The sequence below is a fragment of the Sphingomonas sp. genome (assembly GCF_035998645.1).
Taxonomy (GTDB): Bacteria; Pseudomonadota; Alphaproteobacteria; order Sphingomonadales; family Sphingomonadaceae; genus Sphingomonas.
This window is the reverse complement of sequence record NZ_DASYHL010000003.1, coordinates 97,611-121,784: the sequence shown is the minus strand read 5'-3', so window position 1 is coordinate 121,784 and position 24,174 is coordinate 97,611. Positions and strand designations below refer to the sequence as shown.

17 protein-coding genes and 1 pseudogene are annotated in these 24,174 nt (G+C 65.8%); 9 read left to right on the top strand and 9 right to left on the bottom strand.

Annotated elements, in window-relative coordinates; translation table 11 throughout:
• From kduI to VGN66_RS04605, 4 genes are all read left to right on the top strand, one after another.
• Positions 1 to 843 (top strand): 5-dehydro-4-deoxy-D-glucuronate isomerase, encoded by an 843-nt coding sequence (gene kduI / locus VGN66_RS04620; protein WP_327517687.1) that lies wholly within the window; start codon positions 1 to 3, stop codon positions 841 to 843.
• A gap of 114 nt (positions 844 to 957) precedes the next feature.
• Positions 958 to 1,713, top strand: coding sequence for a 2-dehydro-3-deoxy-D-gluconate 5-dehydrogenase KduD (gene kduD, locus VGN66_RS04615; protein ID WP_327517686.1), 756 nt, complete (start codon positions 958 to 960; stop codon positions 1,711 to 1,713).
• Between the two features lie 24 nt (positions 1,714 to 1,737).
• Positions 1,738 to 2,748 (top strand): sugar kinase, encoded by a 1,011-nt coding sequence (locus tag VGN66_RS04610; RefSeq protein ID WP_327517685.1) that lies wholly within the window; start codon positions 1,738 to 1,740, stop codon positions 2,746 to 2,748.
• A 7-nt stretch (positions 2,749 to 2,755) separates the two neighbouring features.
• A complete protein-coding gene (locus tag VGN66_RS04605; protein WP_327517684.1) occupies positions 2,756 to 4,306 on the top strand; it encodes a carboxylesterase/lipase family protein in 1,551 nt (516 codons plus the stop codon).
• Here VGN66_RS04605 and VGN66_RS04600 read toward each other — a convergent pair.
• Positions 4,291 to 4,875, bottom strand: a complete 585-nt coding sequence (locus VGN66_RS04600) for a TetR/AcrR family transcriptional regulator (RefSeq protein WP_327517683.1) — start codon at positions 4,873 to 4,875, stop codon at positions 4,291 to 4,293. The genes VGN66_RS04605 and VGN66_RS04600 overlap by 16 nt on opposite strands.
• Position 4,876: 1 nt before the next feature.
• Here VGN66_RS04600 and VGN66_RS04595 point away from each other — a divergent pair, with 1 nt between their 5' ends.
• A complete protein-coding gene (locus tag VGN66_RS04595) occupies positions 4,877 to 6,061 on the top strand; it encodes a cytochrome P450 (protein ID WP_327517682.1) in 1,185 nt (394 codons plus the stop codon).
• Here the strand turns inward: VGN66_RS04595 and VGN66_RS04590 are convergent.
• The 5 genes and pseudogenes from VGN66_RS04590 to VGN66_RS04570 all read right to left on the bottom strand — a co-directional run bounded on the left by VGN66_RS04590 (position 6,058) and on the right by VGN66_RS04570 (position 13,364).
• Complete coding sequence (locus VGN66_RS04590; RefSeq protein WP_327517681.1) at positions 6,058 to 7,641, bottom strand: pectate lyase; 1,584 nt, start codon at positions 7,639 to 7,641, stop codon at positions 6,058 to 6,060. The genes VGN66_RS04595 and VGN66_RS04590 overlap by 4 nt on opposite strands.
• The gene (locus tag VGN66_RS04585) at positions 7,638 to 8,033 is read right to left on the bottom strand and encodes a cupin domain-containing protein (RefSeq protein ID WP_414713192.1); all 396 of its coding nucleotides are present in this window, start codon (positions 8,031 to 8,033) and stop codon (positions 7,638 to 7,640) included. The genes VGN66_RS04590 and VGN66_RS04585 overlap by 4 nt, the downstream gene beginning before the upstream one ends.
• Positions 8,025 to 8,738: pseudogene (locus VGN66_RS04580) on the bottom strand (ThuA domain-containing protein); the annotation flags it as partial. The gene VGN66_RS04585 and the pseudogene VGN66_RS04580, both read right to left, overlap by 9 nt.
• A gap of 55 nt (positions 8,739 to 8,793) precedes the next feature.
• The gene (locus tag VGN66_RS04575; protein ID WP_327517680.1) at positions 8,794 to 10,107 is read right to left on the bottom strand and encodes a pectate lyase; all 1,314 of its coding nucleotides are present in this window, start codon (positions 10,105 to 10,107) and stop codon (positions 8,794 to 8,796) included.
• Positions 10,107 to 13,364, bottom strand: a complete 3,258-nt coding sequence (locus VGN66_RS04570; protein ID WP_327517679.1) for a TonB-dependent receptor — start codon at positions 13,362 to 13,364, stop codon at positions 10,107 to 10,109. The genes VGN66_RS04575 and VGN66_RS04570 overlap by 1 nt, the downstream gene beginning before the upstream one ends.
• Before the next feature lie 406 nt (positions 13,365 to 13,770).
• Here VGN66_RS04570 and VGN66_RS04565 point away from each other — a divergent pair, with 406 nt between their 5' ends.
• From VGN66_RS04565 to VGN66_RS04555, 3 genes are read left to right on the top strand one after another with little or no spacing between them, the layout of a single operon-like run.
• The gene (locus VGN66_RS04565) at positions 13,771 to 16,590 is read left to right on the top strand and encodes a TonB-dependent receptor (RefSeq protein WP_327517678.1); all 2,820 of its coding nucleotides are present in this window, start codon (positions 13,771 to 13,773) and stop codon (positions 16,588 to 16,590) included.
• 14 nt (positions 16,591 to 16,604) lie between these two features.
• Positions 16,605 to 17,627, top strand: coding sequence for an alpha/beta hydrolase (locus VGN66_RS04560; protein WP_414713191.1), 1,023 nt, complete (start codon positions 16,605 to 16,607; stop codon positions 17,625 to 17,627).
• An 18-nt stretch (positions 17,628 to 17,645) separates the two neighbouring features.
• Positions 17,646 to 19,241 carry a family 43 glycosylhydrolase gene (locus tag VGN66_RS04555; protein ID WP_327517676.1) on the top strand — a complete coding sequence of 532 codons (1,596 nt, stop codon included), beginning with the start codon at positions 17,646 to 17,648 and terminating at the stop codon, positions 19,239 to 19,241.
• A gap of 11 nt (positions 19,242 to 19,252) precedes the next feature.
• On the opposite strand, the gene VGN66_RS04550 is transcribed toward VGN66_RS04555, so the two are convergent.
• The 3 genes from VGN66_RS04550 to VGN66_RS04540 are packed head-to-tail and all read right to left on the bottom strand — an operon-like array spanning position 19,253 to position 21,360.
• Entirely contained in the window at positions 19,253 to 19,564 is a 312-nt protein-coding gene (locus VGN66_RS04550) for a hypothetical protein (RefSeq protein WP_327517675.1), read from the bottom strand.
• A 7-nt stretch (positions 19,565 to 19,571) separates the two neighbouring features.
• A complete protein-coding gene (locus VGN66_RS04545; RefSeq protein WP_327517674.1) occupies positions 19,572 to 20,933 on the bottom strand; it encodes a PLP-dependent aminotransferase family protein in 1,362 nt (453 codons plus the stop codon).
• Positions 20,911 to 21,360 carry a DUF983 domain-containing protein gene (locus VGN66_RS04540; protein WP_327517673.1) on the bottom strand — a complete coding sequence of 150 codons (450 nt, stop codon included), beginning with the start codon at positions 21,358 to 21,360 and terminating at the stop codon, positions 20,911 to 20,913. Before VGN66_RS04540 ends, VGN66_RS04545 begins: the two co-directional genes overlap by 23 nt.
• Positions 21,361 to 21,482: 122 nt before the next feature.
• Between VGN66_RS04540 and VGN66_RS04535 the strand changes: the two genes are divergently transcribed.
• The gene (locus VGN66_RS04535) at positions 21,483 to 24,149 is read left to right on the top strand and encodes a DEAD/DEAH box helicase family protein (RefSeq protein WP_327517672.1); all 2,667 of its coding nucleotides are present in this window, start codon (positions 21,483 to 21,485) and stop codon (positions 24,147 to 24,149) included.
• Positions 24,150 to 24,174 lie beyond the last annotated feature (25 nt).

Below are 24,174 nucleotides of genomic sequence, written 5' to 3'. Positions count from 1 at the left end.
ATGTTCGACCGCACCTATTACGCCACGCATCCCGACATGATGGAGTGCGTGTCGAACGACGAGCTTCGCGACCGCTATCTGATCACGGACCTGTTCCGTGAAGGCGAATGCGTGCTCAACTACACCCATGCCGATCGCATGGTGATCGGCGGGGTGCTGGTCGGGTCGGGCGCGGTCAAGCTGCCCGACCAGACCGAGCCGCCGTCGGCGGCGGGGCATCCGTTCCTTGAGCGGCGCGAGCTGGGCATCGTCAATGTCGGCGCGATCGAGGGTGTCGTCACCGTCGATGGACAGGCGTTCACGCTGGGCAACAAGGATTGCCTGTACGTGACGATGGGCGCGGCGGACGTGCAATTCACGGGCGCAGGGGCACGCTTCTACCTCGTCTCCTGCCCCGCGCATCAGGCGTTCGCGACGCGTCAGCTGGGCATTGCCGACGCCAACCGGCTCGATCGCGGTAGCCTCGCCGAATCGAACGAACGCTCGATCTATCAGCTGGTGATCCCCGGCGTGTGCGACAGCGCACAGCTGGTGATGGGCCTGACCGTGCTCAAGGAAGGCAGCGTGTGGAACACCATGCCCCCGCACATCCATGAGCGCCGCAGCGAGATCTATTTCTACTTCGAGCTCGACAATGCCGACACCGACCGCGTGATGCACTTCATGGGTGAGGGCGAGGCGACCCGCCACATCGTGATGCAGAATGAAGAGGCCGTGATCTCGCCGCCCTGGTCGATCCATATGGGCGCGGGGACCAAATCCTATGCCTTCATCTGGGCGATGGCGGGCGAGAATCAGGACTATACCGACATGAACGTGCTGGACATCTGCCAGCTGGCGTGAACCTCCCCTCCCGCTTGCGGGAGGGGCCGGGGGAGGGCCTGTCCGCCCGCCTCCACATTCGAAACGCCTTCCCCTAACCCTTTCCGCCAAACGGGAGGGGAATTGGAGTTAGACATGACCAATCCCTTCGATCTCACCGGCCGCGTCGCGGTCGTCACCGGCGCGAACACTGGCATCGGCCAGGGCATCGCCCTCGCGCTGGCACAGGCGGGCGCGGACATCGCCGCAGTCGGCCGCTCCGCCGCCACCGAAACCGTGGAAAAGGTCCGCGCGCTCGGCCGCAAGGCAGAGATCATCAGCGCCGACCTGTCCTCGATCGAGCCTGTGGGCAGGATTGTGGACGAAACTGTGGAAAAGCTCGGCGGGCTCCACATCCTCGTCAACAATGCCGGCATCATCCGCCGCAACGACAGCGTCGATTTCACCGAAGAAGACTGGGACGCGGTGATGGACACCAATCTGAAATCGGTGTTCTTCCTGTGCCAGGCGGCGGCGCGCCACATGATCCCCAATGGCGGGGGCAAGATCATCAACATCGCCTCGATGCTAACCTTTCAGGGCGGCATCCGCGTGCCAAGCTATACCGCGTCGAAGAGCGGCGTCGGCGGCCTGACCAAGCTGCTGGCGAATGAATGGGCGGGCAAGGGCATCACCGTCAACGCGATCGCGCCCGGCTACATCGCCACCAACAACACCGACGCGCTGAAAAAGGACGAGACGCGCAACCGCCAGATCATGGAGCGCATCCCGGCAGGCCGCTGGGGCGATCCGGCGGATCTGGGCGGCGCGGCAGTTTTCCTCGCGTCGCGCGCATCGGACTATGTGCAGGGACATATCCTCGCGGTAGACGGCGGCTGGCTGGCGCGCTGACGCCGGTTTAGCTGAGGAGACATCATGGCCGGCCGTATCGTTTGTTTCGGAGAATTGCTGCTCCGCCTGACCGCTCCGGGGCGCGAGCTGTTGATGCAGACCGGCAGCCTCGACGTGTATGTCGGCGGTGCGGAGGCCAATGTCGGGATCGGCCTCGCCAATCTCGGCCATGACGTGTCGATGGTCAGCGCGGTGCCGGACAATCCGCTCGGCCAGGCGGCGATCCGCTTCGTGCGCGGACAGGGCGTCGATACGCGCAATGTCCAGCTGCGCGACGGGCGCATGGGACTGTATTTCCTGTCGGTCGGCGCCGGGCTGCGCGCATCGGACATCGTCTATGACCGTGCCGGATCGAGCTTCGCCACCGCGCCCGCCGATGCGTTCGACTGGGCCGCGATCCTCGACGGCGCGGCGATGCTGCACCTGTCCGGTATCACCCCGGCGCTTGGGCCGGCAACCGCACAGGCGGTGCTCGCAGCTGCGCGTGCCGCCAAGGAGCTGGGTGTCGCGGTCAGCTTCGACGGCAATTATCGTGCGCGCCTGTGGGAAGCATGGGACAGCGATCCGCGCGCGATCCTGAGCGAATTGGTGAGCCTTGCCGACACGATGTTCGGCAACCATCGCGACGTATCGCTGCTGCTCGGCAAGACCTTCTCGGGCGATGGCGCGGATCGCCGCCGTGAGGCCGCCGAAGCTGCGTTCGCCGCCTTCCCCAACCTTCAGCGCATCGCTTCGACCGCGCGCCATGTCGACGACGCCGACAGCCACCGCATCGCCGCCCGCGTCGATACGCGCGAACGCGGCTATCAGACCGACGAGGTCGTGGTCGCGGGCATCGTCGACCGCATTGGCGGCGGCGACGCGTTCGCGGCGGGCATCCTCCACGGCGTGCTGTCGGGACAGGATCTGGAGGCGACCGTCGCCTCGGGCCTCGCGCTCACCTGCCTCAAGCATTCGCTCCCCGGCGATGCCAGCCTGTTCGGGCAGCGCGACATCGACGCGTTCCTCGAAGGCGGACTGGACGTGCGCCGGTGATGGCCAAATGAGCATCGGGCGCCGGACGCTGCTGGGGGCGGGAGCGGCGCTGTCCGCCCTCCCCTCCGCTGCATTCGCCAAGGGCGATCCGGTCGCCACCGGCACCACCGGCCGCTGGCAGGGCAAGGCCGATGGCGCGACCCAGGCGTTTCTCGGTATCCGCTACGGCAGCGACACCAGCCGCACCCGCTTCCGCGCCGCGACCGCCCCGGCCCGCCTGCGCGACACGCTCCGCGCGACCGACTTCGCGGTAAACTGCCCCCAGCGCAGCAATCTGCCCAATCAGGCCGAGGACTGCCTGTTCCTCAACGTCTGGACGCCGCAAACCAACCCGAACGCGCGCCGCCCGGTGATGGTCTATTTCCACGGCGGCGCTTACTCGAACGGCACCGTGATCGAGCCACAGGTGTTCGGCGCAAAGCTCGCGGAACAGGGCGATGTCGTTGTCGTCACTGTCAACCACCGGCTCAACGCGCTCGGCTATCTCTCCCTCGCCCGGCTCGACCCGCGCTTTCCCGACAGCGGCAATCTGGGCCAGCTCGACCTCATCCTCGCCCTGCAATGGGTGCGCGACAACATCATCGGATTCGGCGGTGATCCCAACCGCGTGATGGTGTTCGGCCAGTCCGGCGGCGGCGCCAAGATCGCCACGCTGATGGGCATGCCCGCGGCCAAAGGCCTGTTCCACAGCGCGGCGACGATGAGCGGACAACAGGTAACGGCGAGCGGCCCGCTCAACGCTACCGCGCGCGCCAAGGCGTTGCTCGCCAAGCTCAACGCCACCCCCGGCGACCTGATCGACATGCCGGTGCAGCGGTTGATCGAGGGGCTCTCCGCCGAAGACCCGATCCTGGGCGGCGGGGTCTATATGGGGCCGGTGCTCGACATGAAGTGGCTGACCCGCCACCCCTTCTGGCCCGACGCGAATCCGCTCGGCAACGGCATCCCGCTGATCCTCGGCAACACGCGCGACGAGACCCGCGCGTTCATCGACCCGAAGGGCGAGGCGGTGCGCACGCTCGATTGGTCCAACCTCGCCGACCGCATCGCTCCGCAATTGCGCATCGATGCGCACCCCGAATGGGTCGTCGCCGAATATCGCGCGCACTTTCCCGACTGGACCGCGCAGGACATTTTCTACGCCAGCACCACTGCCGGACGCAGCTGGCGCGGGCAGGTGATCGAGGCGGAGGAGCGCGCCAAGGCGGGCGTCCCCGCCTGGGTCTATCAGCTCGATTTCCAGTCCCCGGTCGCGCCCGAACGCGGCGCGGCGCACACCCATGACATCACGCTGGTGTTCGGCACGATCGGCGCGGAGGGGACGGTCTCCGGCACCGGCCCCGGCGCACAGGCGGTGTCGGCGGCGATGCAGCGCGCCTTCGTCAACCTCGCGGCCAAGGGGGACCCCAATGGCGCCAGCGTGCCCGACTGGCCGAAACACACCCTGCCCGAGCGGCAGACAATGATCTTCGACGCCAGCAGCCACGTCGAGAACGACCCGCGGCAATGGCAACGCGAGCTGTTCGCCCGCATCCCCTATATTCAGCCGGGAACCTGAGCGACCAGGACTGGCGCCAGCACCAGCCGGTCGAGCATCGCGGCGACATCATCCGCCGCCGTCTCCGGCGCGCGGTCGAGCCACCAGGTCAGGATCGTCAGCGTCGCGCCGACCAGATGCGTCACCGCCAGCTCGCGCGGCAGCCCGCCGGGCGTATCGGTCGGCGCGGCCATCGCCTGATCGATCGCGCGCTGCGTAATCGTCTGCCGCATCGAATCCCCCGCCCCGGTCAGCAGCGCATGGGCCAGCTGCCGCCGCGCCGCTACTTCGGCGGTCAGTGCGCGCATCACCGCCAGCCCGTCGCGTGCGCGCAGCAGCGGCACCAATAACTCCAGCAGCTCGGCGATCAGCCCATCAGCAACTTCGGCGAGCACCGCCGACAGATCGGGATAATGGCGAAAGAAGGTCGCATAGCCGACCCCCGCCCGCTCGGTCAGCGCCGCGACGCTGATCTCGGCAAAGGGCCGCTCGCCGACCATCTCGACCAGCGCCGCCCGGAGCGCCGAACGCGACCGGACAACGCGCGCATCGCTTGAAACCGCACCGCGCTTCGCTATCTTATGATCCATAGTGTATCATATTTCGGAGTTCGCCATGTCCGCCCAGCTGCAACCCTCATCGGGCCGATGCCCGATCGACCATGCGCGCGACGACCGCAAGTCCGCAAGCGCGGCGCAGGGCGGCCTGCTCGCCGCACCCGAAGTCACCAGCTTCGATGCGGTCCGCGCCGTGCTGCGCGACACCGATGCGCGCCAGGCGGGGTTCAAGGCCGAAGTGATCCTGCGCTATCGCGGTCGCGCGCGCCCGCCGATCCTGTATCTGCATGGCGAGGCGCATCGCCGCCAGCGCAGCGGCACCGCGCGCTTCTTCACCCCGCGCGTGGTCGAGACCCGCTATCGCGACCTGATGGAGCGGACCAGCGACGCGCTGCTCGCACGCCTCGTCCGCGATGGCAGTGCCGATCTCGACCGGTTGTCGCTCGAAATGGCGGTGACGGTGGCGGCGGAAATCGTCGGCCTGACGGAGAGCGACATCGCGGGCATGAGCCGCCGGCTCGACGCGTTTTTCAGCACCACGTTCCAGACCGGGCGCGGCAAGTTCGCTGAGCTGATGAGCTTCGTGCTCGGCCAGTGGCGCATGCGCCGCTTCTACGCCAAGGACGTGAAACCCGCGATCGCGGCCCGCCGCGCCGCCCCGCGCGAGGACGTGATCTCGCACCTGTTGAGCGAGGGCTATACCCCGCTCGACATCCTCACCGAATGTTTCACTTATGGCGCAGCGGGGATGGTGACGACGCGCGAGTTCATCACCATGGCCGGCTGGCATCTGCTCGAACGACCGGAACTGCGCGCGCAGTTCCTTGCCGCGGATGCCGACGGACAGATCGCGATCCTTGAGGAAATCCTGCGGCTCGAACCCGTGGTCGGCACGCTGTATCGCCATGTCGAGGGCGGGACCGTGGCGCTCGACATCCGCGCGGCCAATGGCGACGCGACTGCGGTCGGCACCTGCCCGCACGCGCTCGACCCGGAGCGCGTGCGCGCGCCGCGGGTCACCGGCCCGGGGCTGGCATTCGGCGATGGCGAGCATCGCTGCCCCGGTGCGGGCGTGGCGCTGCACGAATCCGCCGTGTTCCTCGACCGGCTACTGCGTATCCCCGGCCTGAAGCTGGAGCGCGCGCCCGATGTCGGCTGGAACCCGCTGGTCGCCGGTTACGAGCTGCGCAACTGCCGCCTGGTCGTCGACCCAACCTAGGAACCGCTGCGCAGCGCCCCGATCAGCGTGACCATGTGATCGATATAGGTGCCGGTCGAAATCCCGATCGGCCCGTCCTTCACATCGAATGGTGAGGTGTCGCTGCTGTCGCCGACATTGGTCGATCGGAAATCGCCCGGCGCCACTTCCTTCGATCCGGGGCCGCGATACGGGTGGCTGATCGCCTTGAGCTGGGTCGGCCACCAGCCCTCTGCGTTGAGCGAAGCGACCAGTTCGGCCGCGCTCTTGCCACCCGCGACATTCATGTCCGACCCCGGCTCGACCGCCGCGACCCAATAGGGCGACAGCGGCTGCCGCCCCTTGAGCAGTGGCGAATCTTTCGACACCGGCCCGCCCGGGATCGCGCGCAGCTTTTCATACTCCCGGCGCAGCTTCGGCACATCGACCGAGCGGCGCGGATTGTAATGGCCGATCGTGTTCGCGGGATCGTGATCGACATAATATTCGCCGTTGACCACGTTGGATCCCCGACGATGCACCCAGAGCGGCTTGTTGGTGCCGATCTCGACAAAGGTCGGGAAATGCCGGTTCCCCACGCGCAATGCCTCGGGCAGCCGCACACTGTCGAGCCAGTCGAGCGCCGCCGGGATCGGCGCCAGATATTTGGCATTCCCGGTGAGGCGGTAGAATTCCATCAAGTCTTCGACGTTCGACGCCGTGGTGTGCGTGACCAGCGCCTCGGGCTCATAGGTCCGCGCACCGGCAGGCGAGAAATCCGCGCGATGCTGCAGCCCCCAGCCGGCCTGTGGCGCGGGCTGCTGGGTCTTCAAATAAATGTCCATCGCCCGCTCGATCGCCGGCAGCACGCGTGGGTCGCCGATCGCCTGGTGATAGGTCAGCAGCACGTCGATATTGTCGTGGATCACACCGTCGTTAAACGTGATCAGCCCGGTGTAATCGGGCTTTCCGTGCAGCCCGCCGTCCCGCACCCGCGGCCAGCGCTGCGGCCACCCGCCATTGTCGAGCTGGCTGGCGAAGATGAAGTTGATCGCCTTGTCGAGCCCGCGCTTGAACCGCTGTTCGCGCTTTTCGACATAGAGCCGGATCAGGAAGCGGATCGCCTCGCCGGTGCCCTGATCGTCGAACGTGGCGTTGCCCCAATGGTGCTGGAATTCCTCCATCCGCCACGCGTTCTTGCCGATCGTCTCGTACCAGCGCCTGGTCGAGGCCGGACCGCCAAAGTCGATGAAATAACCCCAGCCGCCGGTCGGCAACTGCCCGTCGATCAGCGCCTGCGCCGCCTTCGCCGCGGCCTGATAATAATATTCGTCGCCGGTCGCATGATAGGCGTCGAGGTACAGATGCCCCATCGTCGCGGTGCCGGGCGGCTGCACCCACACCATCGTCTTGTACCCTTCCAGCTCGCCCCAGACGCGCGAGCGGTCGGGCAAATACGACCAGAGATACCCGCCGCGATAGGCGAGCTTTTCGACCATGAACTGCGTCGCGCGCTTCATCGTTGCCGCGATTTCGGCGCTCGCCGGCGCCTGCGCGCGCGCCATTGCGGGGGTCAGCATCAGTGCGGCGGATGCGGCGAGCAGCTGGCGGCGGGCAATCATTTACGCGGTACTCCTTCAAGCGGATAGGCGACGATCAGCACCAGCGGCGCCTCGCCGATCTGGCGAATACCGACGTGTGCGCCGGTGTAGAGATAGGCCGTCATTCCCGGCTTCAGCCGCGCGGTCGTGCCGTCGGAGCTGACATCGCCCTCGCCGGAGACGACCGCATAGACCTCGTCATGGTCGATCGGATGCACGCCGATCGCCGCGCCCTTGTGCAGCGCGCGCTTGCGATACTCCATCATCCGGCCGGGCACGCCGTCGGTGATGCGCCATGCGGTGCTCATGCCGATGCGCCCATGCGGCGGCGGCTCCTGAACGCGCTTGGCCGCCTCGTCGATCACCACCATCGGCCGCGCGCCGCGCTTCGCGGCCCAGTCGATCCCGCCCATGACATGATCGACCACGCGCGGATCGCTCCACGATTCCTTCGTATGGCCAAGGCCGGTGTAAAAGACCTGCCCGCCCTCGAACCGATGCGCCCAGGCCACGGGACGCGGATTGACGCCCTTCTCCCCGATCGACGCCGGATCGAGCGTCAGCAGCGGGCGCAGGCGCGGGTCGAGATCGTCGAACCAATACCACTCGTCCACCAGTTCGGCGGTATCCGGAAAGGTGCGGATCGCGGGATGATCGAGTGGCGCGCGGGTCACGATGCCCTTGGGCGTCCCCGCCGGATGCCGGGCAAAGCGCGCCCCCATCATCCGCCCATACCAGTCCCAATGGTAATGCGAATCCGCCGCGCCATGCACCCCGACGATCCCGCCGCCGCCGCGCACATAGGCCATCAGCGTCTCGCGCCGCGCGCCGGTGAACCACTCGCTGGCCGCATCCTTGGACTTGGTCGTGGTGGAGATCAGCACGATCGCAGCAAATCGCTTCACCCGCGCCGCATCGTCGAACAGCGCGGGGTCTTCGCTTGCCACGACATGATAGCCCTTGGCCTGCGCGGCTTTGGTCAGCGCCGCAACCGCGGGCTCGATCGAGTCATGCCGCCAGCCGGTCGTGTGGCTGAACAGCAGAACTTCCGGCGGTGGCGGAGGCAGCGACGCACCGCCGAGCAGGATCGCCGCCAGCAGCGTCAGGATCGCCCGCATGTCCCACTCCTTCAAACGCACACCCACTGGCCGCTACTCTGCGGCGCGCGGGGCCTCAGCCCCCGGCCAGCTCGTTCAGATAATCCTCGACATCGCTATAGCCGTTGCCATCGCGGTCGCCCGCAGAATCGTCGCGCTTCGGGTCCAGCCCGCGTTTGCGCTCCCACGCATCGGGCATGCCGTCGCCGTCACTGTCCTGCGGCGCGGTGCCGCTTCGCAGCACTGGCCAGCCGCCGACGTCGCTCTGGCGGTCGATCTGCTTCCCGGTGCGGGTGCGGACGCCCTCGACCACCGCCGCATCGACGCTGTCGCGGCTGTGCGATGCACCGGCGCGCGCCAGCACCGCCGCCTCGACGCTCGCGGCCCCGGCACAACCTACCTTCGGCATCTCGACCGGAGCTGCCAGCTTCTGCGCCGGATCGGTGATGCCGCTCACCAGCGACCACGGATCGGCCGGGACCACCCCATCCATCGCATTGTCGGCGAAGAAGGATTTGGCGACCGGATTGCCTTCGTTGAAGGCAATCGCCTTGGTCGATTGCGGACCGCGGACATAGGCATTGCCGACGAAATTATACCGCGACAGGCTATCCTTGTCGGCATTGTAGCCAGACCGCCCGCCGCCCCAATTGTAGAACAGGTTGCAGCGGAAATCGAAAAACGCGCCGTCGGGATCGCTCGCCGCCGGGGCGTAATTCCCCGGCCGCGGCATTCGCGCGCTGTGATTGGCCCACAGGTTATGGTGAAAGCTCGCCCGCGCCCCGCGCCCGCCGCGCACCAGGCTGCCATAGCCATGCTCGCCCTTGGCATGGAGCGATTTGGTCAGCGAATCCGCGATGATCGACCATTGCACGGTGACATCGTACCAGCCTTCGCCCGGCTCGGCATAATTGCCCGACACCGACAGCGTCTCGTCCACCGACCAGCTCGCCGAGACATGGTCGAGGATGATGCGCCGCCCTGCGCGGACCCAGATCGCGTCAGCCTCGGTCTTCGATTCATCGCCGAGGCGCGACCGGATGAAGCGGATCACCACATCATCGGCCTGCACCACCAGCGGGTGATCGCGCAACGTGATGCCATCGCCCGGCGCACTCTGCCCCGCGATCGTCACCCGCCCCTCACGCACCGTCAGCGGCTTGGTCAGCTGGATCGTGCCGGAGACCGCGAACACGATGATCCGCGGCCCCTTCGCCTCGACCGCCGCGCGCAGGCTGCCCGGCCCGCTATCGGCGCGATTGGTGACGGTCAGCACCTTGCCGCCGCGCCCGCCCTGCGCCAGCGCCCCCGCCCCTTCCGCGCCGGGAAAGGCGGGGAGCGAAGACCCCGCCCCGGTCGCGGCGGACATCAGGAGCAGCGCACCCAGCATCAGAACGCCGCGCGCACGCCGAACGTCACGATCCGGCCCGTGCTGGCATAGCTGCTCGACACCGGGTTCGCCTCGTACATGGTGCGATACTGCGCGGTGTTGGTCAGGTTGCGCCCCTCGAGCGAGAAGCGGATCTCCTTGGTGACCGCGTACGACATCGAGAAGTCGAGGTTGAACGTGTCCTCGTTATACCCGAAGTCCGCGACGACCGGCGAGTTGCACACGCCGCCGCCATTGGTGGTCGTCCCGACCGCGCACGTGCCCGAGGACAGCGGGAAGCGGTTCACATATTCCTTGCGATACGCCCCCGACACGCGCGCCTTGAGCGGGCCATGCTCGTAATAGAGCGTCGCATTGAACGAATGCGGCGAGGTGTTGAGGAAGGGCGCGGTCGCGAACGCGTTGACGGCGGTTGATCCGGTCTGGCCCTGCGTGGTCGAGAGCGCGGTCCCGGTCAGATAGTTCAGCTCAGACTTGATGTACGTGTAATTGGCGGTGACGCCGAACCGCTGCAGGAAGCCCGGCAGGAAGAAGAAGTTGGACTGGACGTTCAGCTCCAGACCCTGGATCTTGCCGCCCGGCGCATCGTTGAACTGGCGCACCGCGAACACGCCGCCATCGGTGATGTACTGTGCCAGCGTCGGGCTGGTCACGCTCGCCAGGATCTGATCGATCAGCGCCGGCTCATACACGTCCTGCAGCGCGAATTCGCCCGCGACCTGCTGCGGGAAGGAGTTGATATCCTTCTGGAACAGCGCGAGCCCGACAAAGCCGTTGGTGCCCCAATAATATTCGAAGCTGAGGTCGAGGTTGGTCGAACGGAACGGGCTGAGATACGGGTTGCCGACGGTGATCGACGGTGCCGCACCCGCAGCATTGAGCCCGGTCGGGAACGAGGTCGTACCCGGAGTCAGCGCCGAAAGCTGGGGCCGCGACATGGTCTTGGCCGCTGCGAAGCGGATCTGCAGGTTGTCGCTCACCTCGTAGGTCAGGTTACCCGCCGGCAGCACATCGGTATATTCGTTGCGCGCGGTCACGACGGTGCCGAGCACGCCATTGCCCGCGCCGCCGACCGATCCGGTGCCATCGACGCGGGTATTGGCGACGCGCACGCCAACATTGCCACGCAGGCGGCGGTCCATGACATCGAGGTCAAAGTCCATCTGGACAAAGCCTGCCATGTCGCGCTCGGTCACCGCATTGCGCTCGCGCCCGTCAGTTTGCGCGCGATAGTCGCCCCACTGGTTGATGCAGTTGCAGTCAATCGAGAAATAGCGGCGGAACGCGTCGAGATTGGGCGCATAGAAGCTTGTCGGCGTTCCCGCCGGCACGTTCAGCCCCTGGCCGAACCCGACCGTCTGGCCAAGATCAGTGATCTGCAGCCCTGCCTCGACCAGCGTCGGGTTGATCGCCTCGATCCCCGAATTGCGGCGTCCGCCCAGGCTGTCGAAATTGAACGTCTTGTAGGTGCCGCCGAACTGCAATGTGAATTGTTCGGACAGGTCCAGTTCGAAATTGGCGCGACCGACGCGGAATTCGTTACTCACCTCATTGGTGAAGTAGCGGATCGTCGACAGACCCTTGACCAGCGTCCACTGGGTCGGATCGGCAACGTTAAAGCCGGGGTTGAACACCGGCATATTGCCGCCGCCGCGCTCGTCGAACACATAGCCATCGCGGTCGATCGCGTTGAATTCGACCAGCATGCCCTCGGCTCGGAACTCGGATTTCGACCAGCCGCCGGTCACCGCGACGCGGAAATTGTCGCTGAACTCATGGTTCACGTTCAGCGTCGCCTGCTTGAAATCGGTCTGGCCGATCTGCGCATCGGCAAAGCTGCGCCAGTCGACATTGTCGAGCACCAGATAGTCCGCCTGGCCGGCCGCATTGACATGCGCCGCGCGAATCTGGGTCGAGGGGCGACCGATCAGTTCATCGTAAAAGGCGATGCTGTTGGCGTTCGGGATATAGCCCCGCGACACCGTCGAGTTGTAATAGTCGAACGGGTCGAGATTATTTGGATTGTAGCTCGCACGCGTTCCGGCAACCAGCGTGTTGCCGTACAGCGACTGACCGCAATCGAGCGAAGCGTTGGCGTCACAGCGGGCGTAGAGCGCACGCCGGTCCGCAAGGCCGTTGGCGGTGTTGAGCGCACGCAGCGTATTCTGCGCGGCACGGGTATTGGTGCCGTTGCGATTGAGACCGATCGTGGTGATGCCCTGCGAATTCGATTCCTGGCGATAGCGCGAATAGACGAAGTCGCCGATCACTTCGGTGCGCGACGTTGGCTGCCACTGCGCGGTAAACGTCACGCCCAGCCGGTCATATTCCAGATCCTGCCGCCCGATCGAGGGGAGCGCGGGAATGATCGTCTCCGGCGTCACCAGCGCATAGGCGGCGGGGTCCGAACCAAAGGTCGCGCCAGTGCCAGTGCCGGTCGGGCGCGCAAAGCCGAATACGTTGGGCGACACGCCGGCATGCTGCGAATTGCGATAGGCGAATTCGAACTGGCCGGGATTGCGGCGATAAGAATCGATCTGCTGGCGCTGATCCTGGAAGGCGACCGTGCCGAGAATGCCGAAATTATCCGCCAGCTTCTTCGAGAACAGCGCGGTCAGACGCGGGTTCCAGCTGTCACCATTCTCGCGATACTCGGCCTCCGCGCCAACCGCGATGCGGTCGCCCTTATAGGCGAGCGGACGGCCGGTGATCAGGTCGATGATCGCGCCCAGCGACCCTTCCTCGTTCGATGCAGTCACCGACTTGGTGATCTTGACCCCGCTGAACAGCTCCGAGGCAAAGGTGTTGAAGTCGAAGCCGCGCGAGCGGTTGGCGCCCGCGTCCGACTGGTTGCCGCCCGAGATGTTCTGCGCGTCCGCGCCGTTGAGGAACACGCTCTGAAAATCGCCGCCCAGCCCGCGCACGGTAATCGACCGACCCTCGCCATTGTCGCGATCAATCGAGATGCCGGGAAGGCGCTGGATCGACTCCGCAATGTTCGCGTCGGGGAAGTCGGCAATGTCTTCGGCGGTGATCGAATCGACGATCTGGTCGGCCTTGCGCTTGTCGCTCAAAGCATTGGCGAGGCTGGCGCGGAAACCGGTGACCACCACTTCTTCGCTGTCGGCATCCGACTGGGCATCCGCAGCCGCACCATCGGTCTGCCCGGCCCAAGCCGGGCCCGCCGCAGCAAGTGCCAGCGCAAGCGCCAACCCGGAGCTCGAGCGACGCACGATATGAAGATGACGAACGGCCATGGGATCCCCTCTCTGATGTCACATCGCGGACATGTTGCCTGTCCGTCGTATGACACCGGTATCAGGGAGTTTTGGGCTTTTCAATCGTCAATCGCGATGCGTAACGACCTTGCTCACTGAAATGGTGCACATTTGTGCGCCACTCCCGCTCGCAACATCGGCCCGACTAGCGGGCTTCCCCGGCTTGACACCTGGAAAGGAATGGCAGAGAACCGCGATGACACCGGTTTCTCAAGCGTGAAACCCGTGTTCGACCGTGAGAACACGGCGAATTTGGAGAGGATCAGGCCGACGGGACGCGATTCGCGACCCGGCTCCCCCTCCGCACCGACATCCGGCCTCGGGCGATCCGCCAGGCCATTTGCAGCTACCGGTGTCATCGACACCGTTTGAGAGGGGAATTTCAATGCGGTTCACTGTTCGCCGTGGCGGCGCCCGCCTGCTGGCAGCCACTTCCGCCCTTGTTATCGCTACCGCCGCCCAGGCGCAGGACGCTCCGGCCGATCCCGCGGCCGCCGAGGACGAGGAAATCGTCGTCACCGGCTTCCGCGCCTCGCTCGACGCCGCGCTCACCGTGAAACGCGATTCGGTCGCCGCGGTCGATGCGATCGTGGCCGAAGATATCGCCAAGTTCCCCGACCAGAACCTGGCCGAATCGCTTCAGCGCATTCCCGGCATCGCGATCCAGCGCGACGGCGGCGAAGGGCGTGCGATCACGGTACGCGGCCTCAGTTCGCAATTCACGCGCGTCCGCGTCAACGGGCTCGAAACGATCACCACCAGCCATGACGGCGCGGCGTCCAACCGCGACCGCGCATTCGACTTCAACGTGTTCGCCTCGGAGCTGTTCAGCTCGATCGTCGTCCACAAGACCGCTTCGGCAGAGCTCGACGAAGGGTCGCTGGGCGCTGTGGTCGATCTCAACACCGGCAACCCGTTGAAGGGCAAATACGGCCTGACCTTCGCCGCCTCGGCGCAGGGCAGCTATAACGACCTGTCCGACACCTGGGGCCCGCGCGTTGCCGGCCTGATCGGCTGGAAGTCGCCCGACGGCACACTCGGCGCGTCGATCTCCGCCGCCTATCAAAAGACCAAGACCAAGGAGGTCGGTAACAACACCGTCCGCTGGGTCCAGACGCGGTTCGATTCGGTCAACGGCACGGCCTGCTACACCACGCCGAACCGGGGCGGCACGGCTGTGTCGAACGCGGCATGCAACGAAGCCGCCCTCGCCTTCCATCCGCGCATCCCGCGCTATGGCGAAATCTCGCACGATCGCGAGCGCCTTGGCCTGACCGGCAGCATCCAATGGTCGCCGAGCGACGCGACCCAGGTCTCGATCGACGGCCTCTATTCCAAGTTCAAGGCTGATCGCCGCGAGAAGTGGGGCGAGGTTCTGCTGCGCTCGAACGAGCGGTCGATCGACGTGGTAAACCCGGTCTATGACAATGACGGCAACATGATTGCGGCGACGCTCAACGACGCCTGGGTCCGCACTGAGCACTATCTCAAGCAGAGCGAGACCGAATTCTATCAGATCGGCGCGACCTGGGATCAGGACGTTACCGACAATTTCCGCTTCACCCTGCTCGGCGGCTATTCCCGCTCCAATGCCGATGTGCCGGTCGAAACGACGATCGTGTTCGATGACCGCGATGCGCAGGGCTATAGCTATGACTATCGCAACATGCAGTTTCCGACGCTGACCTTCGGCACCAGCGTCACCAATCCGGCGAACTTCCAGCTCGCCGAAATTCGCGATCGTCCGTCGAACGTCCTCAACCAGTTCCGCACCGCGCAGTTGCGCACCGAATGGGACGTGACCGAAGGCTTCACGGTCAAGGCGGGCGCGGCGTGGCGGCGCTATAACTACGACATCGTGGCCTTCACCCGCGACACGGCGGTGTGCGGCAATGGCGGCACCGATCTCGTCCTGGGCACGATCACCTGCTCGGCCAATACCGTGTTCGGCCCGACTGCCATCTATGGCTTCCAGGCGACCCCGGCCCTGTCGGAACTGTTCACGCTGACCGGCGCCAACGCTCCATCGGGGACCACCACCGAGTGGCTGATCCCCAATCTGGAAGCTGCCACTGCCTATACCGGCCTCTACAACCGCACCGCGCGGATCGACGCCGGCAACAACCGCGGCGTCGAGGAAGAAACCAAGAGCGCTTATCTCCAGTTTGATGCCAAGGGCACTTTGCTCGGCCTCGATTACGCACTCAACGCGGGTATCCGCTACGCTCGTACCGACCAGTCGTCGTACGGCATCAACAGCGGCGTCGTGGTGACGGTCGAGCGCGACTATGAAGACTGGCTGCCGTCATTCAACCTCGCGCTCTACCCGGCGCAGGACATCATCATCCGCGGCGCGATTGCCAAGGTGATGACCCGCCCGTCGCTCGGCACGCTGACGCCGGGCGGTTCGGCGGACGGCTTCAACTATCGCGTGACCAGCGGCAACCCGTTCCTCGAGCCGTATCGCGCCACCAATTTCGACCTCGCGCTCGAATGGTATTTCGCGCCGCAGTCGATCTTCTCGGTCGCGCTGTTCAAGAAGGATGTGGCGAGCTTCCCGGTGTCGCAGCCGCGCACGGGCACCTTCACCGAAACCGGTCTGTCGCCATCGGTGCTGGTCCCCTCCTCGCCTGCCGCGCTCGATCCCTCGCTGCAAAGCGCTCCGATCTGGACGCTCCAGTCGACGATTAACGGCGAAGGGGCCACCTTGAAGGGGGCCGAAATCGCGATCCAGGCACCATTCAAGTTCCTGCCCGGCTTCCTGTCGAACTTTGGCGGCATCGTGAACGCGACCTTTGTCGACAGCACGGCGATCTACTCGCAACAGGGGCCTGCCGTATTGCCAGGCGGGTCGCTTCAGCCGGTGACGCTGGAAAACACCTTCTACGGCGTCTCGAAAGAGCAATACAACGCGACCCTCTATTATGAGGACAGCAAGTTCAGCGCGCGCGCCTCGATCGCCTATCGCGGCCCGTTCACCGATGCCGGTTCGGGCACCGGCAATATCTTCGAAGGGTATTCGGGGATTACCAATGTCGATGCCTCGATCCGCTACAAGCTGACCGACTATCTCGAAGTCTCGGTCGAGGGCACCAACCTGACCGACGCCTATCGCGAACGCTGGGTCGATACCGACTCGCGCCGCAACTATGAAAACAACAGCTTCGGCCGCACGATCCTGGTGGGCGCGCGGATCAAGATGTGACCGAGAGAGGGGACATGGCGGCCGGGAGTGAAGCTCCCCTTCGGCTCGGCCGCCGTGAATTTCTCGTAACCGCCACGGGCGGCGCGGCGCTGATCGCGTCCGCCGCGCGTGGCCAGACTGCACCGCCGGCCACCGGAACGCCGGGGCCGGCGGGGCTTCCCGATCCGCCCGAGACGATCGATCTGTGGCCAAAGGGCGCGCCGGGCCTGCCCGCCACGCCCCCGGTCGAAACCGTCACCGAACGCAGCACCGACCGCGACCTGTCCGATCGCGCCGTGCTCGGCATCACCCGTCCGCGCATGGTCGTGTTCCGCCCGAATCGCCCCAATGGCGCGGCGGTGATGATCACCCCGGGCGGCGGCTATCGCCACATCGTCATCGATAAAGAGGGCTATGAGCTCGGCCGCTGGCTGTCGGCGCGCGGCTTCACCGTGTTCGTCCTCTTCTACCGCCTGCCCGGCGAAGGCTGGGCCGCCGGACCGAACGTGGCGCTCGCCGATGCGCAGCGCGCGATGCGCCTGATCCGCCACCGCGCGCGCGACTATGGCATCGATCCCCAGCGCGTCGCCGCGATGGGCTTTTCCGCCGGCGGGCACCTGTGCGCAGACCTGCTCACCCGCTTCGACGCGCGCGTGTACGACCCCGTCGACGCCGCCGATCGCCACAGCGCCCGCCCCGATGCCGCCGCCCCGATCTACCCCGTCATCACCATGACCGCGCCGCACGCCCATGCCGGATCGCGCAATTTGCTGATCGGGGCCGGTGCCGATGCCGCGCGGGAGGCAGCGCATTCGCCCGACCGCAACGTCCCCGCCAACGCCCCGCCGGTGTTCCTGCTCCATGCCGAGGACGACAACGTCGTGCCGGTCGAGAACGCCCTGCTGCTCCGCGCGGCACTGCGGGCGAAGGGCATTCCGGTCGAAACCCACCTCTTCGCCCATGGCGGCCATGGCTTTGGCCTGCGCAAGACGCTCGGCAAACCCGTCGCCGCCTGGCCCGACTTGTTTCTCGCCTGGGCCGGCGGCATCCTCGTCTGAACAAAAAGGGAAGTACCCATGCGTATGAACCGCCGCGACCTGATCGGCGCAGCCTCGATCGGCAGCGCGCTTTCGACCCTTCCTTCGGCGCTGGCGGCGCAGACCCCGAAGCCAGCAGCTCCCGACTGGAAGCGCGGCTTCGACAATCAGCGCATCCCGGATCTTGGCGATGGCCGCTTCCTCAACCCGCTGATGGCGGGCGACCATCCCGATCCGACGATCCTCAAGGACGGGAAGGACTATTACATGACCTTCTCGACCTTCGATTCCTATCCGGGCCTCGTCATCTGGCACTCGCGCGACCTGATCAACTGGCAGCCGGTCGGCGCGGCGCTGACCAAGAACATCGGATCAGTCTGGGCGCCGGAGCTGTGCAAACACAATGGCCGATATTTCCTCTACATCCCGACCAAGGGACCGAACACCAGCTGGGTGATCTGGGCGGACAAGATCGAAGGACCGTGGAGCGAGCCCGTAGACCTAAAGCTCCCCAACCATATCGACCCCGGCCATGCGGTGGGCGAGGACGGGTCGCGCTGGCTGTTCCTGTCCGGCGGCGACCGCGTGCGCCTGTCCGACGACGGCCTCAGCCGCATCGGCGAGCCCGAGCATGTCTATGACCCGTGGCGCTATCCCAAGGACTGGATCGTCGAGGGTTTCGCGCCGGAGGGGCCGAAGATCACCCGCCATAAGGGCTGGTTCTACATGATCACCGCCGTCGGCGGCACCGCCGGTCCTCCGACCGGGCACATGGTCATCGCCGCACGCTCACGCTCCATTCACGGGCCCTGGGAGAATTGCCCCGCCAACCCGCTGGTCCGCACGACGTCCTTGCAGGAAAAATGGTGGTCGCGCGGCCATGCGACACTGGTCGAAGGGCCGGCGGGCGACTGGTGGAGCGTCTATCACGGGTTCGAGAATGGCTATTGGACGCTCGGCCGTCAGGCGCTGCTCGATCCGATCGAATGGACCGACGACGGCTGGTTCCGCATGAAGGGCGGCGACCTGTCGCAGCCGCTGGCCAAGCCCAAGGGCGGCGACAAGACCGGCCCCCACGGCATGGCGCTCTCGGACGATTTCTCGACCCTCGCCATCGGCACCAAATGGAATTTCTTCCGCCCAGCCCCCGATGAGCGCAGCCGTGCGCGCGTCGCGAACAATGTCCTGCACCTCGACGCACGCGGCACTGCGCCGTCCAGCTCCTCGCCGCTGCTGCTGATCGCGGGCGACCCCGCCTATCGCTTCGAATGCGATATCGAGATCGCAGCGGGTGGCACCGCCGGCCTGATCCTGTTCTACGACGACAAGCTCTATTGCGGCCTCGGCTTCGACGAAAAGCGCTTCGTCACCCACCAGTACGGCATCGAGCGCGGCCGCCCCGCCAACCCGCACGGGCGCAAGATGCGGATGCGCGTGACCAACGACCGCCACATCGTCACCTATGACACCAGCGCCGATGGCGGAAAGACCTGGCACCGCTTCGACCGCGGCATGGAGGTGTCGGGCTACCACCACAATGTCCGCGGCGGCTTCCTGATGCTGCGCCCCGGCCTCTATTCCGCAGGTGCGGGCACGGCGAAGTTTGCCAATTTCCGATTCGAGGCGCTGGGCTGAGGGCCAGCACCTCAGTCGCGATGTGATCCCAGCTGATCCCTGCCCTGGAGCGCCGCCCGGGCCACCTCTCCCCGGTCGAAGACCGCGAGTGACGCGTCGGGCACATCGCTATCCCAATGCTCGGCCTCGGCGTAAAAGCGCAGCGCGAGTTCGAGGCGCAGGCGGTCCGCATGTGACGCGGTCAGCGCGAGGCGGGCGACCTCGACTTCGGGGAAATCATCGCCCCCGCCGGAGCTTACGATCGCTGCATCCGCAGCGCGCCCGCGGTTCTTCAAAGCCTGGGCAGCGAGCGCGCGGATCTGGTCGACATCGGGCCTTGCCATCGCCGTATCAGACCAGCGGAGACATGTTGGCCGGCGCGCACGCATAGCCCTGAAGCGTCAGAAGAGCGATCTTCAAGCGATCGAGCGAGATCGCGCCGCCGAATGATACCCGGACGGCTTCGGGACCGGCATCCCCCACCGCAAACCGCTCGGACGGGATGACCGCGAGACCGGTCGGACGCATAAGGTCGGCAATGTCCCGTCCGCTCAAATGCGGCGGCAGACGCAACCACAAATGATACCCTTCCGGGTGGCTCGAGACATCGAGGTCGCTCAGGAGTTGCGTCGCCAGCATCTGGCGCCTCGCACTCTCCTCCCGCATTTTCGCCAGCAGCAGATCGAATGTGCCGTTGGATATCCAAGCGCTGACCATCGCGACGTTCAGCGGAGGTGCCATGATCGTTGCCGCATGCAGCTCGGACGCGAGCCGCAGGCTGGCGGCGATGTTCGGCGCGCGCACGAACGCGACGCGCAGCGCGGGCGAGATGATCTTGGACGTGCTGACGATATGCCATGTGCGATGCGGAACATAGCTGGCCAGCGGCGCAATCGGGGCTGAGGCAAGCGCACCATAGGCGTCGTCCTCGATAATCTGGATGCCATGATCCTCGGCAACCTCAGCCAGCGCCTGCCGGTCCGATGCGGTCAGGGTGACTGCGGTGGGATTGTCGTTGGTCGGCACCAGATAGAGCGCCTTGATCGCCTCGCGCGCACACGCGCACCGCAGCGTGTCCGCATCCATCCGATGCAGCGCGATCAGCCGCAGGCCCAACCGCTCGGCGATCGCCCGAAACCCCGGATACACGAACGCTCCGCAGGCGATCGCGTCACCCGCTTCGAACATCGCATTCATGATCGCGAACAGCGCGCTCTGCCCGCCCGAGGTAATCAGCACGTCGTCGTCGACCGACGGAACGCCCATCCGCGTCAGCAGCTCGGCGCCTGCAACCCGATCCTCCCGCGCGCCCCCAGCCGGCTGGTATTGCAGGCTCGACGCCGCGTTGTGCGACATCAGCTGATCGATCGTCTGGGCGATCGTTCGGCCAAGAATGCCACGCGGCAATTCCGGGGGCATGTTCATGCCGGCATCCAGCGCCTGACGCCGGGGCGCTTCGATCCGCGATGGATCGCGCACATAGCTGCCAGAGCGGCCTCGCCCTTCGATCAACCCGCGCACCCGTGCGGCTTCATAGGCACGGGTGACCGTCGTCAGATCGACGCCCAGCCGCGCAGCAAGGTCCCGCTGCGGCGGCAGCCGGTCGCCTGGCTTCACAACGCCCTGATCGATCGCCGCCCCCAGCGCGTCGGCAATCGCGACATATTTGACGCCACTGATGGCGGTGAGGTCAGGAATCCACTGGTGGTTCATCTGACTCGCTCTTCTTCGCCGCAGTCTTGTTGAGCTTGGCCCACAGCTCCGCCGTCCCCGCCTCCTGCGCGTTGTTTGCGAACTGCGATGCGACCAGCCAGCCCTTGAGCGGTCGGAGCGGAAGCACACAGCCGATCACCATCAACGGGATCGTCGTCAGCATATGAACCCACATGGGCGGCTCGAAAGCGACCTGGAACCACACGCCCAGAAATGTGAGCGGAAACGCGACGAAGCACAGCGAGAAAAAGGCAGGGCCGTCATCCGGCGACGCCCACTCATAGCCCAGGCCACAGTTCTCGCAGCGATCGGTGATCTGCAACCACGACTTGAACATCGCGCCCTTCCCGCAGCGCGGACACAGCCCATGCCACCCCGAATGAAGGATCCACTTCCACTTTGCGTCACCTTCGAATGCCGGTTCCATCATGTCACTCCATACATAACGCATACATAAGTGCTTTGTATGGACTTGCAAAGATTGGATGGGTGAAGGCGGAGAGAAAGATCCGCATGGCCGGAGGCACCCGACGTTGCTATCGATCAGGCGTGCTCAAGACCATGAACTTCAAGGGGCAATGGCGCGACTATCAGGCGCGTGTTCTTGAGGAGATGGACGCGCACCTGAATGACCGGCGTCTGCATGTGGTCGCAGCACCGGGCGCGGGCAAGACGGTCCTCGGCCTCGAGATCGCCCGGCGGATCGGCAGGCCAACGCTCGTCTTTGCGCCCACGATCGCGATCCGCGATCAGTGGGAGCAGCGTCTGTGCCCGATGTTCCTCGATGTACGACCGACCGCCGGATCGATTTCGTACGACCTCGCCGCCCCCGGACAGTTGACGCTCACGACCTATCAGGCGCTCGACAGTTTGCGCCGCAGCGATACGCTGGACGCGCTGATCGAAACGCTAAATGGTCATGGCCCGCTCACGCTGGTGCTAGACGAGGCGCACCATCTGCGCAGGGAATGGTGGAAGTGCCTGCTCGACCTTGCGAGCAGGCTGGAGGATGTTCGGCTGGTCGCGCTGACCGCGACGCCGCCCTATGACGCGAGCTTCGCCGAATGGTCGCGCTACGAGGAATTGTGCGGGCCGATCGACCTCGAAATCGGCATCCCCGAGCTGGTGCGCAATGGCGACCTCTGCCCGCATCAGGACCATTTGATCCTGTCCACTCCGCATGAGGACGCGCTTGACCTGCTCGAGCGGCGGCGCAGGGCACATGGCGAGCTTGCGGCTGACCTGCGCAGCGACGATGCCCTGCTCGACTGGCTCGCCGCGCACCCCTGGCTGACCGATCCCGAAGCACACATCGAAGCCATTCTCGACGCGCCGGAAATGCTCTCCGCAGTGCTGGTGTTTCTGGCATCGGCCGGGCGCAAACTCCCGAAACCTCCACTCAAGCGGCTTGGTGTCGCCGCGCGCGATGTACCCGCGCCATCGCTGTTCTGGTTCGAGCGCCTGCTCGACGGGCTCGTCACACAGCATGCCGCCAGCTTTCCGCTCGATCCCACGCGGCACAAAAGCCTTCGCGACAGACTGCATCGCCACGGCCTGATCGAGGGTGGCCGGGTGCGGCTTCATCACACGCGCTCGGTGTTCAAGCTCATGTCGTCCAGTCTCGCCAAGCTCGACTCGATCGTGACGATAGCCCGGGCAGAGACGGAGGCACTGGGCAATGACTTGCGGATGGTCGTCCTGTCCGACCATATCCGCGCGGGCGAGCTGCCGTCACGCGCCGACGCCGACTATGCGCCTGCGAAGCTCGGCGTCGTGCCGATCTTCGAAACGCTTCGGCGCTCAGCGATCGACGCGCATCATCTCGGCGTGCTCACGGGCAGCCTGGTCCTGATCCCGAAGGCGGCTCTGAACGCGATGAACGGGCTCGCTACGGAACTTGGCCTCGCCCCCGGCAATTTCCGGTTCATCGATCTGCCCGGCTGCCCGGATCATGTCCGCGTGGAATGCCGGACGGGAGGTTCGGCTGCACTCGTGCGCGTGGTCACTGCACTGTTTATCCGCGGCGACCTCCACATTCTGGTCGGCACCCAGTCGCTGCTCGGCGAGGGCTGGGACGCGCCGGTGCTCAACAGCCTCGTGCTGGCGAGCAACACCGCATCTTTCATGCTCTCGAACCAGATGCGCGGGCGCGCGATCCGGATCGACCCGTCACGGCCGGAAAAGGTCGCCAATATCTGGCACCTCGCGACGATCGATCCCGCCGACCGCGAAAACTGGGACACGCTGGCAACCAGCCTGAATTGGGGCTTCCTCAATGACGACGCGCCCTCCGAGGTTTCGGATCTCCACGTCGTTGCGCGCCGCTTCAAGGCGTTCGAGGGGATATCCAATGGCGCGTCGACGCTGATCGAGGATGGGCTTGCGCGGCTCGGAATCGCCAGTTCGACACCCAGCGCGGCCAGCAATCTGCGCACCTTTCGCATCGCGGCCGACCGCCCCGCAATTGCCGAGCGCTGGCGGGTTTCGCTTGGTCAGGGGGCACCACGGGCGAGGGCGCGCGAGACCGCCGCCGCCACGCATGCCCCGCGCGCGCTGAGCTGGTTCGACACCCTGCACGCGCTCGGCTGGAGCGCAATAGGCAGCGGGGCGATGGCCGCGGCGAATGAGTTGCGCGCCGTCCACTCATTTGAGGATATCGGCCTGGTCGGCATGGGAATTGCCGGGGTGGCGACGCTCGCCAGCCTGCCGCGCCTTCTGAAGGCCGGGCGGTTGCTATGGCGCAACGGCTCGCTGGAGGGATCGTTGCGCGAGGTCGCATGGGTCACGCTCCGGGCGCTCGTCGACGCCGATGTCGTCAGCGGCCGGGAACTGGATCACGCTGCATTTGAAATCCGTACCAGTCTCGACGGGCGCAGGGATGTCATTCTAACCGGAGTGAGCCGGGCAGCCGAACGCCAGGTAATGCAGGCGATCGCAGAGATCCTCGGGCCGGTGCAGAATCCGCGTTATGTGCTGGTGCGCCGGACCTGGCTCGGACCAAGAAGGCGGGTCGATTACCATGCGGTCCCGGTGGCCTTGGGTACCCGCAAGGAAGTCGCGGAACGCTTTGCCGAGCTCTGGCGGGAGCGGATCGGCTCATCCGATCTCGTCTTCGCACGCACCGCTCAAGGGCGTCGGCTTCTGCTGCGGGCAAGGGCCTCATCCTTCGCCGCCGGGGTCCAGCGGAATGTGGATCGCCGCTCGGTATGGCTTTGAAACTGGCAGCCAAGCATCATCGGGG

Excerpts from the sequence above, each read along its gene's own strand:
- kduI (WP_327517687.1), top strand. The coding sequence starts at position 1 with ATGTTCGACCGCACCTATTACGCCACGCATCCCGACATGATGGAGTGC.
- kduD (WP_327517686.1), top strand. The coding sequence starts at position 958 with ATGACCAATCCCTTCGATCTCACCGGCCGCGTCGCGGTCGTCACCGGC.
- VGN66_RS04610 (WP_327517685.1), top strand. The coding sequence starts at position 1,738 with ATGGCCGGCCGTATCGTTTGTTTCGGAGAATTGCTGCTCCGCCTGACC.
- VGN66_RS04605 (WP_327517684.1), top strand. The coding sequence starts at position 2,756 with ATGAGCATCGGGCGCCGGACGCTGCTGGGGGCGGGAGCGGCGCTGTCC.
- VGN66_RS04600 (WP_327517683.1), bottom strand. The coding sequence starts at position 4,875 with ATGGATCATAAGATAGCGAAGCGCGGTGCGGTTTCAAGCGATGCGCGC.
- VGN66_RS04590 (WP_327517681.1), bottom strand. The coding sequence starts at position 7,641 with ATGATTGCCCGCCGCCAGCTGCTCGCCGCATCCGCCGCACTGATGCTG.
- VGN66_RS04585 (WP_414713192.1), bottom strand. The coding sequence starts at position 8,033 with ATGGGCGGGATCGACTGGGCCGCGAAGCGCGGCGCGCGGCCGATGGTG.
- VGN66_RS04575 (WP_327517680.1), bottom strand. The coding sequence starts at position 10,107 with ATGCTGGGTGCGCTGCTCCTGATGTCCGCCGCGACCGGGGCGGGGTCT.
- VGN66_RS04570 (WP_327517679.1), bottom strand. The coding sequence starts at position 13,364 with ATGGCCGTTCGTCATCTTCATATCGTGCGTCGCTCGAGCTCCGGGTTG.
- VGN66_RS04565 (WP_327517678.1), top strand. The coding sequence starts at position 13,771 with ATGCGGTTCACTGTTCGCCGTGGCGGCGCCCGCCTGCTGGCAGCCACT.
- VGN66_RS04560 (WP_414713191.1), top strand. The coding sequence starts at position 16,605 with ATGGCGGCCGGGAGTGAAGCTCCCCTTCGGCTCGGCCGCCGTGAATTT.
- VGN66_RS04555 (WP_327517676.1), top strand. The coding sequence starts at position 17,646 with ATGCGTATGAACCGCCGCGACCTGATCGGCGCAGCCTCGATCGGCAGC.
- VGN66_RS04550 (WP_327517675.1), bottom strand. The coding sequence starts at position 19,564 with ATGGCAAGGCCCGATGTCGACCAGATCCGCGCGCTCGCTGCCCAGGCT.
- VGN66_RS04545 (WP_327517674.1), bottom strand. The coding sequence starts at position 20,933 with ATGAACCACCAGTGGATTCCTGACCTCACCGCCATCAGTGGCGTCAAA.
- VGN66_RS04540 (WP_327517673.1), bottom strand. The coding sequence starts at position 21,360 with ATGGAACCGGCATTCGAAGGTGACGCAAAGTGGAAGTGGATCCTTCAT.